Below are 18596 nucleotides of genomic sequence, written 5' to 3'. Positions count from 1 at the left end.
TTTAAGTATAGGATTTATTTCACAAATTACAAGCATATTTTTTTATTTTTTCAAAAAACATGCTTATTTGCTTCGTTTTTTAAAATATTTAAAAGTCACTTCAAAAAAAAGCTAAGACTGTTTTATCCAGTCCTAGCTTTTTCATTAATCGTTTAAATTGTAACGTAATGTCATATTGGCCGATCCAAGCGTCACCATTTCACCTAGTAACTTGGTTTGCCGCTGCAAAGCTTCATCTGCAAGAGCTTGGTTCGCCTGCGTTAAAATGTCTCCCGTTGCCGTTGCTTGGTCGGATTGAACCTGAGCATCAGCTTGTCGTTGAATCCGTCGGTAAGCTGACATTTCCTCTAGCTCATGCGTGTTACGCAAATCAACGTAAAGGTCATAATTCGTATCACCCAACAAAGCCGTAGTACAGCTCAACCAGTACATGTTAGTCAAATCAAAGGTTGCCGTTGCATCGCGGAAAGCCGCCGGTGTGTCAGAGACATTCGCATAGAATGGTACTACCGTATTAAAGGTATTCGCACCAAAAGCTAACCAGTGCACACCTGCAATCGCATCAGGTACCCCATTACGAATTTGCAAAATGTGGACGTTATGATTACGGTTCAACCCAATCGAACGGAATAGCTTGCGATCACTCTCACTTCCGTTTCCATATGGATCATACTTCGTATTTTCATAGTGGGCACTCAAAATGAACTTAACATCTTCAACACTAATCTTACGATCGGCATGCATAATAAATGGTAAATCTTGGTCCTGTGGCTGACCACTTGCATCTGGTGTCAAATACTGTTGACCATACCAAACACGTGGATTGTTATAGACCGTATCCTTAACTGATGCTGAGCCAAAAATATGACGCAAATTATATCCAGAAAAATCAGGATTTAAATGATTATCATCAATAAGTGCTTTTAAATCAGCAGATGCCAAAGTATCAATGGCACTAAAATCAAAATTATCGATACTCATCCGATTAGCTGCAACAACATAGGCATCATCCGGTATTCGGACAGCCGCCCAGTGGTGTCCACCAATGGTCTCTAACCACCAAACTTCATCTCCATCCGAGAATGCAATGCCATTTGGTTCATAAGTACCATATGTTTCAAGCAATTGCCCCAATCGTTCAACTCCTTCACGAGCAGAGTGAATGTAAGGCAAAACTAAGGTCACAATATCTTCCTCACCAATACCACCATCCACAAATGGATCAATCGCTTGGATGCGTGGATTAGTGGTAATCGTTTCTGTGGCGGTCATCGCAATATTTTCGGCGTTAATCCCCGCCGCAGGCCAAACCCCATCCGTTAAGACTGCATTCGGCATTGAGGTATACCGCATGGGATTCTCTGGTAAGTCAACAGATACTTGACTCAGTACCGATGTATAGTGTTGTGGCTGTTGTTCGGAATTCACCACGGTAAATCGTTGTGGATCAAGCGCCTCGTGACCATCGTCGTTACGCGCTATCAAGGTCGACCCATCAATTGAAGCATTCTTTCCAACTAATACAGTTGTACATGAGCCATGAATTCTATCTGTCATCTTCCTTACCATCCTTTGATTTAAATTATTTCTAATATTAGTATAGTCCTTTTTTAGCATTGCACCAACTAACAAAAGAACGATTGAAAATGAAATATCTTTTCAATCGTTCGTTATTTTATTTATTTTTCAAAGTGACGCTTTACTTGCCACCAGTCTTTGCTGATTGATAATAAGATTAAAACTAGTCCAACGACACCAACGCTAATCAATTTGAATGTATTGACATTAAATAGGTCACCTTGATAATACACAATACTCTTAGCACCATCCAGCAGGAAGCGAATTGGTAGCCATGGCAATAACCAGTCGTGATAGACTGCCGGAATCATCTCGGGCGCAAGCTGCATCAATGGTGCCGAGAAGAGCATCAACAACGCAATAACTGGCAGCGCAGCAAACCCCAACCACATTTCCAAACCAAACATGATAAACATGAACGCTGCTGCAGCAATCATGCTAAAGCAAGCCATTTTCCAAAAATCATCATACGTATAGCTTAAAATATAAGTGACCAACCAAGTGGTTGCTAAGCCAACAATTGCAGCCGTTCCCGTTAGAAAACCAATTTGACCTAAACGTAACTGCCAAAGCTGACGTTGCCGCTCAACTTTAATGGTTTTGCCAGCTGTGAATACTAAGAATGTTGCAAACAAGCTTGCCATCCATAACGGTTGAAAGTAGGCACTACTTGCTGAATTTTTCTCTTTGACACTATGCCGTACATCAACTTTAGTGACCACTGGATTAGTAAGACTCTCAGTATTAACTGCTTGAAGCGGCACTTCATTTTGTTGCAGTTGTTGTAACATCATCTGCCCCATCCCGGCACTCATTTTCGAAACCATCCCCGTTAACATCACCTGTACATTATTAGCCAACGTGGCGTTCTTAGCTTGATTAATTAGTACCTCTACTTTAACTGGTTGTCCATTTTTCGAAACCATCTGCATGTTTTGTGAAAAATTCTTTGGAATAATAATCGCCCCATAGTATTTTTCCTGATCCATCGCCCGCTTAATCGACTGCTCAGTTGGCTTTGTCGTCCACTTAATAGTCGTCGCTTGACTCCCGGTGCCTAACTTCGTAATGTCAGTAAGTTGCTTTGCAACTTTTTGTCCCATCGGTCCTTGATCCTCGTTAACCATCGCTATCGGAATATTCTTCGCAACCGGTCGTGCGGTTGGAAATTGGGCAACAACCAAAATAAGTGCTAAAACTAATCCAACGATTAGAGAAAAAATATAAAATTTATTTTTGAACATAAGCCTGCTCCTTTTTTCGACACACTGTCGCTTTACTAACCTCATTTGTTGTATAATGCGTTTAAGCAAAAAACGAGATACAAAAAACGACAAAGTGTCGCATTTTAAAAAGGAAATCTTATGCCTAGTCAAAAAGTTCAAAAAACCCGCCAGAATTTGTTAAATGCCTGCATTCAACTCCTCGATCAACAAGACCTTAGCCAAATCAGCGTCACCGATATTGTTGAGCAAGCGAAAGTTCATCGAGCAACCTTTTATCGCCATTTTGAGGACAAATATGATTTATTGAACGAGGCCGAAACTGAAATTTTTGATGAAATGACCGCGGCCTTTAACCGCTACATCAATCAATCCGATAACACTAAAATTGACACGGCCAATTTTGCTGCCTATCGGCTTGCATTACTGCACATATTCATGCAACACGCCCCATTTGTAAATGCGATGTTAGGCGCCAATGGGGATTTAACGTTTGAGAATAAGTTATATGATCAAATTTATCAGTTAACCCAATTAGGTTTTAAAACGTTGTATCAACTTCCACCATCTGTGACCCAGAAAGCAGAATTCATTGGTCATTACGCGGCTTCAGCTGCTTTCGGTATTGTACGTCAATGGCTAAAAACGCCTACGAATACTCCAGATGAACCCGCACAACTCCTTGATGAGCTGACGATTAAAGGTGTAGCAACAACACTCAACGAATTAAATCCATAAAAAAGCTCAGGCCACTTAGTGCCTGAGCTTTTGTTTTACTTATCTAATTTTGTAACTTTGTTCTGATCGTCTTTTTGAACCTTCATATCTGACATTGGAATGTAACCAAGCTTCTTAGTGGTCTTCTTCATGTCATCTGACTTAACGAAGTCAATATACTTCTTTGTATCCTTGCTTGGGTTCTTAGTGGTGTACATATGCTCATAAGCCCAGATCTTCCACTTATTATCAGCGACATTCTTGTCGGTTGGCTTGACCTTATCAACACTGATCGTCTTAATCTTACTTGCGGCGTTCCCTTGCGTATATGAGAAGGCCAAGTATGAAATTGCCCCTGGTGTTTGTCCGACAATCTTTTGTACGGCACCATTATCATCTTGTTCCTGTGAAGTCTTTGCTGACTTACCGTCCAAGACATTTTGTCCGAAGGTAAAGCGCGTTCCAGAACCTTGGGCACGGTTAACAAGGACAATCTTTTCGTCCTTACCGCCAACTTCCTTCCAGTTCGTAATTTTACCGGTGAAGATTTCTTTTAATTGCTTTGATGACAAGTTCTTAACTGAAACATCCTTGTTGACAACTGGCGCAATTCCAACTGCAGCAACTTGGTGATCTTGAAGCTTTGACGCATCAACACCCTTCTTTTGTGAAGCAAAGATATCAGAATTCCCGACATCAATTGATCCCTTACCAACTTGGCTAAGACCAGCACCTGAACCACCACCTTGCACGTTGACGCTGACACCACTGTTCTTTTCGCCAAACTTTTCACCAGCCTCTTGGGCCAATGGTTGCAAAGCAGTTGAACCAACTGCCATCACTTTACTATCAGCATTGGCCACAGTGGCACCACCGAGTAGTGTTGCTGCAGCCAAAACGCTAACACCAAGGGTTGTTTTAATTAATGTACTTTTCATGAAAGTATCTCCTTTTAAAATTAATGTTGAAAGCGATTGAAGTCATAAAGAATTGTTCATAGTAGTAGTAGCATGTATTAGAAGTTTCAATCCCTTTCAACAAAACCTAGTATAGCGAACCAATGTACAAGCACGGTAAGTTTCGTGGGTTTTGTGTAAATAACACGTAAACAAATCATTTACAAAAATAAAAAACCACTAAGTTAGCGTTTAACTTAGTGGTTTTATTTAGCATTCGTCCCTATTAAAGGAAGAAAAGGACAACTGAGAAAATGAGTAACAAGGCAATCCCAATGACACTTAGAATAAGTCCCAAGTGGAGTCCTGGTGTTTGATACTTAAGATTCAATTGATTTGTACCGGTCTTCAATTTAATACCCACAAAGCCATCATTCACATTGATAATGTCATTGTGATCTGATTGCCAACCCGTTGAATACGGAATTGACGTAACGAGAATTTGTGGTTTTTTCACGTTAACCGTACCCGTTATAGCATCACGCTTAATATCTAACGGCACAGCATTAGCTTGTGCACGCTGTGCAACGGCGTCAAAACGTTGATCGACTGGGATCGTCTTAACATTAACGTCGAAGCTATAGGTACCAAGTGTATCAAAGCTAAATGGAATAAACTGTTGTTGCGATGTTCCCTTTGCTGGTCCCATATTTAAGGTCGCATCTTTAGCTGGTGAATAGTAAGACAAGTTATTTTGGCCACGCTGACCAAAAATCCTTTCCGTTCGACCATACTTAGCCGTCACACGATAACCGTCAACGAACTTACCAATGCTATTCGCATGATTTCGAAGCCAATTAAATTTATAGGCTTTGGTATTAGTTGCATAATCAGTTTTACCGTCAGGTAATGCGGCCGCTTTTTTAGCCTTACCGTTATGCGCATTCGTTGCGTAGGTAGCCTTTTGGTAGAGCGAAAATGGCTTAAACTTTAGGTTGCTTACCTCAAGATGAATTTCATTCCCAGCTAAGCTAGCATCGGCTGGCAAGTAAATCCCTGTTGGTTTGGCACCATTCTTTGAGGTAAAGCGATAGTGAACGGTTTGTGTTGCCTTGGCATTAGCCGACTTTTTAATCTTTACCGACTTAACTTGGTTGGCAAACTGATCGGATGTTGCACTTTCTGGCAACGCATTTGTGACCGCACCTTGCGCAACATAGGCTTCCTTCTTTGTTGGGGAAGCGCGATTAAAGGTCTTTGTAGAAACGACCTGATCCGTCGTATAAGCAAGTGGGTACACATCGTCACTCTTTGTAACAGTCTGATTATTAATCTTTTTGTCACTAATCGGCTTATAGGTTGCTGGTGGATTTGCGCCACCATTATTTACAAACCAATACTTAATCCCCATGAGATTAGAAATAACTGCGCGACGATCAAAGTTTCCTGTAATGTCGTTATTACTATTACCCAGCAATTGAATGTTGTTAAATAACTTAGCTGGCGCCCCGTTTTCATATGACCAATATGTTTCGATGCTGTGTGCTGAACCATTCATGGCTAAGTTGGCAGCTGGGGAAATCATACCTGAAATATTTCCAAGTGGCGATTGAATATACGAGCGATTCAATGAAGCATTTTTTTGAAGGGCATCAGCAGTCTCTAGTGTTGACCCATCATCTGTATGGACTGTTTCGCCCTTATTTTCATCAAAATATTTTGATTGATTATCAATTAATTTTTCAACTTTTTTAGTTGGTAGTAAATTAGATTGGTTCGGATCAAGATCAATCGTCCGATTTTGTTGCATCACGGTCAGCGCATTAAACATTGCCAATAACACAATGAGATACAAGCCTTTGGGCCGGGTGCGTGTCACATATACTAATACGAGCATCGCAAAGGCAATGAACAGCATCGATGCATATTTAGAACCAAAATTAAAGTTAAAGGCATAAAACAATGATAGGAAAGCCACCCCAAAGAATCCGATGATCCAATAGAAGTCGCGATTCGTCATTTTTTTCAAATTATTCAATAGAATTGGCACAGTTAATGCCATTGGCAACGTAAACATGAATGTCCATCGGTTTGAAGGTGATGATGCTCCGTTCATAATGGCTGCAAACACCGGTGACAATAACATCATCGCACCAATCACTAGAATACTATTTAGGACTGGATATGTTTTAAAACGCCGTAGCGTGTAAATAGCACCCATACTGCACAATACCGAATATCCACCAGTTAGCCAAAAACTAGATCCTGGTACATTTGTAATAAATGTTGCTGGTAGCTCAAGGTAGTAGCTTAGTGGGTAGAGCAATAATCCGTTTGCAAAAACGGGGTTCGTTCGAGCTGAAGTAAAGAGTCCCATTAACCCTGGCAAGAAAAGTGCCATTGGAATCAAAAGAGCAATAATCGTTGGAATAATAATTTTCAACCAATATGTTAACTTCAACCGTTGTTTTAACAACAAAGAAAATCAACGCACCTAACGCCATAATGAACGCAAAGTAATAATTATTCCAAAGCGTCCAAGCAACCATGACAATAAAGTAAAGATATTTTGACTTGGGCTTTTCCGGATTCAAAAGATTGTCAATAGCGACAATCAATAGAGGGAAAATAATTAACGGGTTTACAAAATAAGGATGTGAGAAAGCAGACAACGCCATATATCCCGTAAAGACATATGCCAAAGTCGCGGTCACATTAACCCACGGATTGCGGGAATCAGTAAAATGATGAAGCGCAACTAGAAAAGCAATTCCTGCTAAGAAAATCCGCACAACAATCATGATATTGTAGTAAGCCATCAAGTGGGCTTGGCTCACGAAGGCAACCCCATACGTGAAAATATCACCCAACGTATAGTAAGCAAAAGTTTGATAATAATCAGCACCTATTCCCAGCTGAAAATTCCATTGTGCTGGCCATTGTCCAGTCGCTAATAAGTGCTTTAAATCATTTTGCCAGTGAACCAAAGCTGGCACATGTTGCGAAATACTATCGGCTTACCAAACAAAACTAGTTCCAGTTAAGAAATATGGTCCAAAAAGCAAACCCAAAACGACTGTGAATACAATCAGATATACAAGGAGATTAATACTCCACCAACTCTTATGTTTAAACATACTAACTTCTAATTGTTGAAAATTTATACCATTATATCATTATTAGGGTGAGTAGCATGGGTATTTCAGCTGGTAACGTTTGTTCTTTAATCTTTCTTTCCAACTTAAACGTGTTTTTAAACAAAGCGATACATGAATTACAGATGCATCGTATTAAATACTTTGCCTTTTAAATACGTAATTTACGAAAACTCACTGCAATTTTTATTCTACAATTCTTTCGTATTTGAAGCGTTTGTACTAGCCTGTTGTGTGGCCAAATTATCGGCTAATAAATTGGCCAAACGTTGGCCCATCGGCTTAAAGGTAACATATGTAATAACACCTGATGTAACCCCGCCGACCAGTGGCACAGCTTTAGTCACTGTTTGACCAAGCGTTTGGTGACTAATTCGGTGTCCTACAGAGCTTCCCACCTTTTTCATCATTGGATGTTTGACCCCTTCAAGCATAGCTTTACCGGCAATTTTTGTTCCCAGTGGTTCAGCCATCTTCTGTGATCCTAAATAAATTAATGAAGCGGCTCCGGAAACACCAAACATGCCCCCTAGCAATCCAAGTAAGCGGCCCCGTTCAACCTCATTCAAATGACTTTTCGGATTGAACAAATCATCTTCACCAAAGAGATAAGCTAACTGTTGGGCCATGCGTAGCGCTAACCCAAAATATTGCGCAATATCTGCGGCCCCCGTGCCGAGCATAATTAGCGGATTGCTGGGCAGACCGGCCAATACTGAAGCAGACGCCGCCTTCGTTACATTATCTTTAATTAAAACATCAGCCATATCCCGCAATTCATTTGCTGAGTAGTACGCTTGGGGTCCATTTTTAATAATCCCTTTCAAATTCTCGTCATCTTTAAATTGGGTTTTCAAGAAATTTTTGCGATTCACGCGGACCATGGGTAATTTTACTAGCCCTTCAATTGTTCGGTTTGCTAATGAATATTTATCTTTTGGCATATGCGCCTCCCATAAACAAATTTGTTACCTATATCATACGTGATATTGGGTTAAATTGACCATAAAAACATCCCCACTTTTTAGCATTTTTCCTATAATGTTGACGATTTCAATACAAGATTAACGGTGTTGCAGACGGCTTTTGATGGATTTAAGATTCATTTAAGTTAGAGTGGATCTAAATTAAATCCCAAAAAGTAAAGACTTATGCGTCTTTTTTTGTTAAAATAAATGACATATATTGAATTGTGTCTATTTTTCATTTGGAGGAAATTATGATGAACGAATCAAAAGAACACGTTAAGATGTTTAAATCCGGAAAGCTCTGGGTTTCGGCCTTGGTTGGAACACTATTTTCAACTGCTTTAATTGGCGCTAATGCGACAAATGCTCACGCCGACGATGTGAACACTGCCGCTCCAACGCAAGGGACAGTGCAACAGGGATCAACAACAACTGCTAACAACACTGTTGCCCTTTCTGCTGCATCAACAAACGATGTAACTGCACCAGTTTCAACAAATAACTCTGATGCAACTTCAGCTACCAGCGCTGTCGCTTCACAATCAGTTAGCGCTTCTGCCGCTGCGCCACAAAGTGCCGCTTCAGCTACCAGCACTGCTGTTTCAACTAGTGCCGCTGCTTCACAAGTAACACGCCAAGTTAAGGCTCAAGCTTCTAGCACTGCTGCATCAACTGGCAAGTACGCCGATGGTACATACCCACTTGATACATCAAAGGCTTATAAGAAGAATGTTGATCCAACCTTGGAATCAACCATGCAACAATTCATGGGGAATACAAGCTCTGTAACGATTAAGGGCAACCAAGCTACCCTATCGTTGTCTGCCATGACTACCGCCAAAGCTAACATGATTGCTAGCATTTCAATTAATGGTGTAACCGGAGTACGTCAAGGAGATAACTTTGTCTTCACCATTCCAGCTGACCAACTCGACAGTTTGCTTAATGGTCATGTTGTCGTCAGCACAGTTGTTCCTGGTATTGGACAATTCGATGAAACCCAAGATTTTAAGGTCCAACTTGATACATCAAGCCTTTTGACAACGCAACAATCATTAGCTGATTCACAATCTGTCTCTGCATCACAATCACAAGCTGAATCAATTGTGGCTTCTCAATCCGCTGCAGTTGCTGAATCAATTGCAGCTTCTCAATCAATTGCTGATTCTATTGCTAACTCTACTTCAGCCGCAGCTTCTCAATCAATCGCTGACTCCGTGCGTGCATCAATGTCAGTTGCAGATTCCGCTTCGCTTTCAGCTTCAGTTTCACAAAAGCAAGCTGATGAAGCCAAGAAGGGTGCCATCGCTGACGGATCATATGACACAACAACTAACTACTACAAGCCTGGTACAAACAAGGTTTCACCAGGAATGAGCCACAGCCTATTACCAAAGGTTAAAGTAACAGTTAATGGTAACCAAGCTCAAGTTATTGTTTCTGCAGCTAGCCCTGCAACAGCCAAGATGATTACGAAGATTTCAATCGGTGGCGTTGCCGGGGTTTTGAATGCTGACGGTCAATCATGGACCTTCTCACTACCAACGTCTGATCTTTCTAAGATTCTTAGCGGTTCAGTTTCAATTAGTGCTGGTCCTTATCACGAAGTTCAACCTTTCGATGTTGAAATCAATACGGCTGATTTACCACGTGTATCAGTACCTGATTCTCAAACGCCTGAATCACAAACACCTGATTCTCAAACACCTGATTCTCAAACACCTGAATCACAAACACCTGAATCACAAACACCTGATTCTCAATCTCAAGAATCACAATCAACTGGATCTCAATCTCAAGAAGCTTCACAAAGCGGACAAGCTCAAAAGCCTGAAAGCGATGTTAAGCCAGTACAACCAACACAACCTGAATCTGGATCACAAGCTCCTTCAGTTTCAGAACAAAGCGGCAGCATGACTGGTGCAACCACAACTCCTGAGGTAAATGGCCATGCTAGCGTCTCAGAAGCCGCTACAAGCACACCAACTGCATCTGCTGTCGTTTCAACGCAAGCAAAGCAAAACACACCAGCAGCCAAGACATTACCAAATACAGGTAGTGATCAAGAAGCTGCCCTTACTGGACTTGGTGTTCTTATCGGAACCCTTGGACTTGGTGGTATCTTAAAGAAGCGTCACTAATCTGACGACACAAAAAAGGATCAGCTTAAGCTGATCCTTTTTTTACATGCTTTTTTTCATAAAAAAACACGTACGATTAAGTACGTGTTTGTTCATTTATACATTACTTGTTTTCTGCTTTAGCTGCTTCAGCAAGTTGCGCTGCGTAGCGGCGGTTTCCACGATACAAGTCGTAGATAGTCCATGATAGCAAAGCCAAAACTAAGATTGTAGCGATTGCCGCAATGATGTTGGCATCAGTGATTTGATTACCTGTTAGGTTATCACCGAAGAAGGCAGCAATTGAGCCTGCCTTACCGAACAATCCGTACAAGTTCAAAATCGTAAGTGCTAGGGCAGAAATCCATCCCAAGATACGAATGATGATGGTATTCTTGAAACGGTCTCCCATTTCAACACGACTGTCAGTCATCATCAACAATGGCAACATTGAGAATGGCAATGCAAAGGCTAAGAACACTTGTGAGTTGTTCATCAATGTGTTCAACGCTTCGTGTTGTTGTAATTCTGGTTGGTTAGCTGTCATCAAGACACAAATCACAACCGGAATCACAGCAAGCAAACGTGTGATCAAACGACGAGCCCACATTGGCATGCGCATGTGGATGAATCCTTCCATGATAACTTGTCCAGTCAATGTACCAGTAATGGTAGAATTCTGACCTGAGGCCAACAAAGCCACGGCGAACAATACTGACAGCGCACCGGATTTGGCAACGCTAATCAAAACTGGGTTACTTAGCATTGAACTATCAGACAAGGCATGGTACAAACCGAAGAATGATGGATCTTGAACCGCACCACTCTTGAACACAGCCACACCCATGATAAGCAATAGGGCATTAACGAAGAAGGCCGCCGTCAATGAGATATTTGAATCCCAAGTGCTGAAACGCACTGTTTGTGCAACTGATTCTTCATCATCGTGGTCAATCTTACGTGTTTGTGAAATGGCTGAGTGCAAATACAAGTTGTGAGGCATAACAGTGGCTCCGATGATTCCCAATGAACCACTCAAAGCTGTCATACCATTAACTTCCTTAGTTGAGAAGGCTTCAGTTGATGGTACCAAACCGCCAATAACTGCTCCCCAATTAGGATCTGACAAGGCAACCTCATAAATGAAGACGAATAAGATAACCAAAATCAAGGCGACAACAATTGCTTCAATCTTTCGGAATCCGACTTTTGTTAATAATAGCAAAACGAATACATCCAAAACGGTAATGAATACCGCGACAATTAATGGAATTCCAAATAAAAGATACAGGGCAATCGCCGCACCGATAACCTCGGCAATGTCAGTCGCCATAATGGCCAACTCGGTCAAAATCCAAAGGATGACACCCAAAGTCTTACTTGTTCGGGCACGAATGGCTTGCGCCAAATCCATCTGCGTCACAATACCCAGTTTAGCTGCCATGTATTGCAAAAGCATCGCAATTAAACTTGATAGTAAGATAACAGACATCAATAGGTAACCGAAGTTTTGACCACCGGTAATTGACGTTGACCAGTTACCCGGATCCATATAACCCACAGAAACGAGGGCTCCTGGACCTGAATAACGGAGTAGGGTCTTAAAGAAACCAGCATCTGATTCCTTTGGCACCGGAATTGAACCGTTCAATTCCTCAAGCGACTTTCCGTTCGCATATTGAATCAATTTGAACTTCTTTGGCTCTTCTGTGCCGTTGTTTACTTCTTCACTCATAAAAATCCACCTTTCTACATATATAGTTGTATGAGTGCACGGAATCCTTAAGGTACGTACCTTAAGGATTCCTTTAACCAAAGTACATTTTACGCCCCTACTTTGAAGATTGCAAACATTAATATTATCATTTGACCAAAATAGTATTTATTTTATCCACAAATTTATTTTTACATATTCAATAAAAAAATTACAACAATTTTATGTTCATCATCGTATGTCGATATTCTTCAACCATCATGAACTTAAACAGCGTTCAATTAAAAAAACAGAGCCTCAGCTCTGTTTCAACTTTATTCGTATAAGTATGATAAATCACTGGCGACACTGGGATAAACCGGAATCCACTTTTTAAGATCGTCCGTCGTATGCTTTTCAGCAATCATTTCAGTAAAGTAATTAATCAACTCTTCTGCATCTGTCGCAAGTACAACTGCCCCAACAATGACCCCGTCATTTTGGTTAGTAATGACCGACACTTGCGCCGTTTTATCCTGAATACGATTATACGTGTACCAATTACCAAGTTTTTGCGTAACCACCCGGTACTGTTCAGGTGCTGCTTGGGCCTGATCAAGTGAGACACCGACCTGTGATAATTCTGGTCCCGCAAACACCGTGTGCGGAGTTGGTGGATAAACAATGGCGGCAGTGGTTCTACCAGTCAGCACATCAACGACATATTGCCCTTCAAATCCAGCCACTGGTGTTAGTTTTGGTGCAGGACTTGCGGCGACATCTCCGACTGCATAGACGTTTTCCGCTGTCGTCTGCAAATGCTCGTTCACCTTAACGCCACCGTGATCAGCTAATTCAATTCCTGCTGCTGATAAATCTAAATCGGCAACATTAGCTGGTCGACCCATGGCACTATAAACATGTTCAAAGCCAGCTACTTTTTCATCCTGAGTAACAACCTGTAAATCATCTTCCATTTCAATGGCCTGTACGTCAGCATTCCAATGGAAGATTACACCCTTTTGCTGTAAGTTCGTTGCAACAATATCACTGTATGCTCGTGGAAAACCACTCAACATATGGTCATTGTGTTGGAAAATATGCACTTCAACACCTGCGGTAACAGCAATATTAGCAAGTTCAACCGCGACAAAACCAGCCCCAATCAAAGCAATTTTATTAGGCTGCGTCATTTGATGAAAAAAATCATCGCTAGTTTCTAATAAATCTTGACCGGGCACATCTGGTCGCGCTGCTTTAGCACCAGTCGCAATAACAATTTTATCGGCAGAAATTTCTTCACCATCTAAATCCAAGGCATGCGCACCAAGAAACTTAACAGTCGCACGATTGTGGTGAATATTAGCTGAACGAAGCCCTGCTTCCGTTGCTGATGGAATGCCGTCGGTATAACTTTTGGCAAACGTTAGCATTGCCGTCCAGTCGATTGTCGGAGCCTGTGGCAACCCAACTTGCTGGTAAACATCAACTTGGCGCTTAGCTTCAACAACGCCATAAAGCATCTTTTTTGGGTCACACCCGCGGTTCGGGCATGTACCACCCCATAAATCATTTTCAACAATTAAAATCCGCTTATCATCGGCTAAACCATACGCAACTTGTTGTCCCGCAGGGCCACCACCAATGATTACAACATCATAGTCATATTGCATGCGTTAACCTCCACTTTCTGACTTGCTTTTAGCCTAAACTTCTCAAGCAAATAAGTCAAAAGAAAAACGCCTAGTATTGGGAGTACTAGACGTTGTAGACTTACATACATTCATTTTTAGGAGTAGGAGTAGGTTTATGAATAAGTTAGTTTCCGTATGTAAGCCCTTCGTACACAATAGTTTTAAATTGTAATGAGTGTGATCAAAACAATTTAGTTTATTGATAGGGTCATTGCTAACCCTATGACCATATTATGCCGTTAGAGTTATAAACTAAAGTTAAATAGAGCCAAAACGAACCTTAAATTCCAAATTACTTTTGCTGTAAACTCACAATTTCGGTTTCTTCTTGAAAACCAATTCGATTATATAGGCGCTTTGCTGCCACATTCGTTCCTTCAACGCCAAGCACAATCCGCTTCCATCCTTGGGTTTGGAGATGGTTAATTGCATAGGTTAATAAATATTGACCATACCCTTGACTACGATAACGGTCATCAATGAAGACACTAAAGATATAAGCGTAATCACTAAGATCAATTGCACAATACCCAATTGGCGTAGTCTCTACCTTTAAAACGTAACTAGCAATTGATGCGTCTTGTAAACTCTCCGTCAAGTATCGTTCTGCCGCCTCGTCCGAAATGTCGTCAAACGCGCTACTAAAAATCGGTACCAAGGGCACAATATCACCTGCTTCCATCAGCCTTACTGTTGCCGCTCGCTTTGTCGATGGCTCTACCAATTGACCCATGGCCATCTGATATTCGCTATCCGCTACACGCATATTCAACTTCTGCAGCAGGTTTGGATTTGCATCCAGAAAGACACGCTCCGTTATGTAATTAATTTGTTTATAACCAAAAGCATCAAGGATTGACTGAGCCCGATTGAGCATCATACGCCCAATGCCTTGATGGCGCTGTGCGGGCAACACAGTTACAATTAGATCAACAATGCCATCTTGTGGCGCTTCATCAGCATAGATCATGGTAAAACCGGCTAATTGCGCGGCACTATCATAGACCAGAATGAAAGTCGGCATTCCTGGAAAATAGTTATACTGGTTACTTAAGTATGGTGCTTTAAACGTGCGGTCAACTTGATGCACTTGATGTATTAATGTTTGTACTTGTTTTTTTTCATGTGCTGTCAGTTTCGTCTTGGTCGTTATCCACATCGTACATTCCTCGCTTTTTGATGAGTATAACAAAAAAAGACTGCCACGGCAGTCTTTTTATCAAACTATTTTTCAACATGCTTGGCAAACGAAACATTGTCAGGCTTGCTTCCAGTATAGGTATGTCCAATATTGCTCAATGTTGCGATATTCTTTGCCACACTCGCCTTATCCTGACGACTTTCAACTGAAATCATGTGCAAGTTCCCGTATTGATCTCGTGTGAAGACAAATGAGATATACTCTTTAACTTGCCCCTTCTTTTCATCAGCAGCATCACTATAACCACCAACAACAACAAAGTCCTTGTTAATTTGCTTAGCAGTCATTTTTGATAGTTGTGGTAATTGTTGCAACATTTGTCCGGCAAAGGTCCCCACATCATGTCCAACCATTTGGGCATTTTGTGAGTTTGCTGCATACTTCGTATCAGCGATAAAGATTTGTGGTCCCTTCAAAGCATATGTTTGCGTGAATTGACCAGTTTGTGCTAGACCGTTATTAACTTGACCAGCGACAACGTCTGAACGCTTGCCAAAGTCAGTTACTTGGAAGTAACCACCATTCGCGTTACCAACCCAAGTCTTTGATTGTTTCCCTAGCTTTTGAATTTCAGCTGTTTCATTCTTATCAGCTTTGCGGACACCAGGTGCCAACGTCTCAGTAATTTGCTTAGTTGATGCAACGTTCACTGGCTCAACTTGCAAGAAACTCTCAATCGCCTTGGTCTGAGTCGAAGCAATGAATCCCGCACCAGCTGCCAAGATTAATGAGATAATGACAACTAAACTAATTCGTGTCTTTTTAGTCATTTTGCACCTCCACTGGTCGACGCATTAATTGGCAAAATAGTACTGCCGTTCCAATAAAGGGTAATAGCATCCAAAAGAAATTATAGAATGAGACATGGGCATCACGAAAACGACGCGCCATTGCAGCCACATTGATGACAAATACGTTTAAGTATACAAACACATAGATGGCAACAATAAGCCCCACCCAGATTGGCAATGACTTACCTGCATCAACGACAAGTTGTGGTGCATAAATGGCTAGAAAATAAGCGATTGGCACAGTTACCATTGAAATAAAAATCATCAAGAGTAGTTGTCCGATAAAGAAACCACTACGGCTTAGCCGACCACTGAACGCATATAAGCCATCAGTTTGGTTCAAATACTGCTTTAAATACTCCATAGGTTAATCCTCCGTTGTCTCTGTGACAACCTTGAATTGGTCCTCTTTAATGAATTCCCATAGCAAGATGATTGCGCCAATGAATGGAATCAAAATGAAAAATAGGAAGTACTTTGACACACCAGCAGATCCAAGGCGACGTGCCATAGCGGCCAATGCTTGGAGCAACAATCCAATAAAGATAATCAAAAAAATGACTGCCACAATCGCAAAGACTGATTGCATCGCCATGCCACTAACTGCAATTAAAAATAAGCCTAAGTAAAAGAGTGGTGTCAAAATCAATGACATCAAAATAATCCAAGCCAAGCCTCCAATAAAGAAACTCTTGCGGTCTAATGTTCCTTTAAATTGGAATAATTTTCCAAATTTAAAGCCGTTACTTTCATTCAAGTACGCGAGTAAATATTCCATATAACAAGTCATCCTCTATTTCAAAATTTATGGTTGTTTTCCATTATAGTCTTTTCACGACCACATTTCATCCCCACTATATACTTTCAACACCATCTGAACCTTAAAAAGCCCACATGTCACCATGTGGGCTTCTTTCATTACATATTCCACTTCATGACTGTCTTTCCCCAACTCATGTTGAGATCTTCATCAAAGGCTTCTGTAATATCATTAATTTTATTAATTGGCTTTATATTTTGAACCAACAAACCTAAGCGATCCTGCACCGCGTCATTGTCTGTCAATAGATGAATGGCATGCTCGAAATCAGAACGGGTTGAACGTGTTGTTCCCACTAGATCTAATCCTTTTTCAAGAACCATGCGGGTATTAATCGCTACTTTGTCCTCTGAAACGCCTGATAGGACAATAGCGCCTCGGGGATTTAAGTGGGCAATAATTTGATCAATCGCTGATTCAGAACCCATCCCCCCAACTGCTTCAATTGCTTGGTCGAACATATAGTCATCCGGAACTTCATCAATTAACATCGTTTCAGCGAAGCTAATGTAATCCAGTTTTTCTGAATGCTTTCCCAAGACCACAATCTCAGCATCTGGAAATTCTTCTTTAGCAACAACAGCTGTAATGTAGGCAACATTCCCGTCACCCCAAATACCAATACGACGATCACGCGGAATCATTGATTCCTTTAGACGTCGTACGGCTTGGATAGCCACTGTAATCACCTCAATAAACGCATCCATATCACCTTGTGCGCCTTTTGGAATCTCTACCAAATTTTCAGGCTTGATAAAGACATATTCACGCATAAAACCATCAGTTGTTGATGAACTAAATGTTGATGTCTTTAAATAATTATCGGATACTAATTCATCGAAACCGTGGGGATTAGTTGGCACCATTGCGACATGCGTCCCTGGTGCGTATGTTCCGGTATTATCACGGACAACGACGCCCACCGCTTCATGAATCAAAGCCATTGGTAAGCGTTCCGCCAAAACTTTCTTATCTCGTGTTCCCGTATAGTAGCGTTCATCTGCCCGACAAATTGACATTAATGTAGGCCGCACAATCACACTTTCTGGATCTGCAGAATCCACTGTGGTTGTAACCTGCTCAATCTGGCGGACACCAGTTAAGCGATACACATTATTAAACATCACTATCCTCTTTCGCAATAGCATTCGCAATTCGCAAATCGTATGGTCGCGTAATCTTCATGTTACTTTCTTCACCGTCTGCAACACCGACTTGATAACCAGCCAAAAGCATAACTTTAGCTGAATCAGTTAATTCACGTTGTTCTGCTTCAGACATTTGTAAATATTGATTTTGGAAGGCATTAATATTAATGGTTTGTGGTGTTTGACCTTGGTACATGTATGAACGCACCGGAATTTCGACTACTTCACCATCTACGGCACGAACAATCGTATCAGTCGCCCCAATTGCTGTATCAACAGCCTTATAAGTCTCAGCTAGACGAATATTATCCATAATAATTCGACGCGTCACAAAGGGACGTACGGCATCATGCATTACAAGAACATCATCATCATGCTTACCAAAATTTTCTTGAATATAATTAATGGCATTCATCACAGTATCGTTTCGTTCTGATCCACCTTCAATTACCACAATCCGATCATCATCGATATACTTTGCAATCAAGTCTTTTGCGTATTGCACCCATTGTGGGTGAATTGAAACGATAATCTTGTCAAATTCAGCAATCATAGTGAACTTTTCCAAGGTATGAATGATAATTGGACGATC

16 protein-coding genes are annotated in these 18596 nt (G+C 41.1%); 2 read left to right on the top strand and 14 right to left on the bottom strand.

Going from position 1 to position 18596, the window contains the following annotated elements; genetic code table 11:
* Positions 1 to 144: 144 nt before the first annotated feature.
* A complete protein-coding gene (locus IV50_RS04555; protein ID WP_057745713.1) occupies positions 145 to 1557 on the bottom strand; it encodes a C69 family dipeptidase in 1413 nt (470 codons plus the stop codon).
* Positions 1558 to 1679: 122 nt separating this feature from the next.
* Positions 1680 to 2822: a YhgE/Pip domain-containing protein gene (locus tag IV50_RS04550; RefSeq protein ID WP_057745710.1), complete on the bottom strand. Its 1143-nt coding sequence runs from the start codon at positions 2820 to 2822 to the stop codon at positions 1680 to 1682.
* Positions 2823 to 2942: 120 nt separating this feature from the next.
* Here IV50_RS04550 and IV50_RS04545 point away from each other — a divergent pair, with 120 nt between their 5' ends.
* Positions 2943 to 3539: a TetR/AcrR family transcriptional regulator gene (locus IV50_RS04545; protein ID WP_057745708.1), complete on the top strand. Its 597-nt coding sequence runs from the start codon at positions 2943 to 2945 to the stop codon at positions 3537 to 3539.
* A 35-nt stretch (positions 3540 to 3574) separates the two neighbouring features.
* On the opposite strand, the gene IV50_RS04540 is transcribed toward IV50_RS04545, so the two are convergent.
* The 4 genes from IV50_RS04540 to IV50_RS04525 form a co-directional block, all read right to left on the bottom strand.
* Entirely contained in the window at positions 3575 to 4456 is an 882-nt protein-coding gene (locus IV50_RS04540) for a phosphate ABC transporter substrate-binding protein (RefSeq protein WP_057745705.1), read from the bottom strand.
* A gap of 244 nt (positions 4457 to 4700) precedes the next feature.
* Positions 4701 to 6815, bottom strand: coding sequence for a YfhO family protein (locus IV50_RS04535; RefSeq protein ID WP_258311506.1), 2115 nt, complete (start codon positions 6813 to 6815; stop codon positions 4701 to 4703).
* Positions 6712 to 7401, bottom strand: coding sequence for a YfhO family protein (locus tag IV50_RS08020; RefSeq protein WP_057745698.1), 690 nt, complete (start codon positions 7399 to 7401; stop codon positions 6712 to 6714). The genes IV50_RS04535 and IV50_RS08020 overlap by 104 nt, the downstream gene beginning before the upstream one ends.
* A 359-nt stretch (positions 7402 to 7760) precedes the next feature.
* On the bottom strand, positions 7761 to 8513 hold the full coding sequence (locus IV50_RS04525) for a hypothetical protein (protein ID WP_057745695.1): 753 nt from the start codon (positions 8511 to 8513) through the stop codon (positions 7761 to 7763).
* A 278-nt stretch (positions 8514 to 8791) separates the two neighbouring features.
* On the opposite strand from IV50_RS04525, the gene IV50_RS07910 reads away from it, so the two are divergent.
* On the top strand, positions 8792 to 10678 hold the full coding sequence (locus tag IV50_RS07910) for a KxYKxGKxW signal peptide domain-containing protein (protein WP_057745692.1): 1887 nt from the start codon (positions 8792 to 8794) through the stop codon (positions 10676 to 10678).
* 103 nt (positions 10679 to 10781) lie between these two features.
* Here IV50_RS07910 and IV50_RS04515 read toward each other — a convergent pair whose 3' ends face one another.
* From IV50_RS04515 to IV50_RS04480, 8 genes are all read right to left on the bottom strand, one after another.
* On the bottom strand, positions 10782 to 12392 hold the full coding sequence (locus IV50_RS04515) for an Nramp family divalent metal transporter (protein ID WP_057745689.1): 1611 nt from the start codon (positions 12390 to 12392) through the stop codon (positions 10782 to 10784).
* A gap of 293 nt (positions 12393 to 12685) precedes the next feature.
* A complete protein-coding gene (locus IV50_RS04510; protein ID WP_057745686.1) occupies positions 12686 to 14023 on the bottom strand; it encodes a dihydrolipoyl dehydrogenase family protein in 1338 nt (445 codons plus the stop codon).
* A gap of 313 nt (positions 14024 to 14336) precedes the next feature.
* Positions 14337 to 15203, bottom strand: a complete 867-nt coding sequence (locus tag IV50_RS04505; RefSeq protein ID WP_057745684.1) for a GNAT family N-acetyltransferase — start codon at positions 15201 to 15203, stop codon at positions 14337 to 14339.
* Positions 15204 to 15268: 65 nt separating this feature from the next.
* A complete protein-coding gene (locus IV50_RS04500) occupies positions 15269 to 16015 on the bottom strand; it encodes a hypothetical protein (protein WP_057745681.1) in 747 nt (248 codons plus the stop codon).
* Positions 16008 to 16400, bottom strand: coding sequence for a DUF805 domain-containing protein (locus IV50_RS04495; protein ID WP_057745678.1), 393 nt, complete (start codon positions 16398 to 16400; stop codon positions 16008 to 16010). Before IV50_RS04495 ends, IV50_RS04500 begins: the two co-directional genes overlap by 8 nt.
* A 3-nt stretch (positions 16401 to 16403) precedes the next feature.
* The gene (locus tag IV50_RS04490; RefSeq protein WP_057745675.1) at positions 16404 to 16814 is read right to left on the bottom strand and encodes a DUF805 domain-containing protein; all 411 of its coding nucleotides are present in this window, start codon (positions 16812 to 16814) and stop codon (positions 16404 to 16406) included.
* 140 nt (positions 16815 to 16954) lie between these two features.
* Positions 16955 to 17980 carry an alcohol dehydrogenase catalytic domain-containing protein gene (locus tag IV50_RS04485; protein WP_057745673.1) on the bottom strand — a complete coding sequence of 342 codons (1026 nt, stop codon included), beginning with the start codon at positions 17978 to 17980 and terminating at the stop codon, positions 16955 to 16957.
* A partial coding sequence (locus tag IV50_RS04480; RefSeq protein ID WP_057745670.1) for an IspD/TarI family cytidylyltransferase occupies positions 17973 to 18596 on the bottom strand: 624 nt, incomplete at its 5' end. The genes IV50_RS04480 and IV50_RS04485, both read right to left, overlap by 8 nt.

Origin of the sequence: Weissella viridescens, assembly GCF_001437355.1 — a bacterium.
Lineage (GTDB): Bacteria > Bacillota > Bacilli > Lactobacillales > Lactobacillaceae > Weissella > Weissella viridescens.
This window is presented reverse-complemented; position numbering and strand designations above follow the sequence as displayed.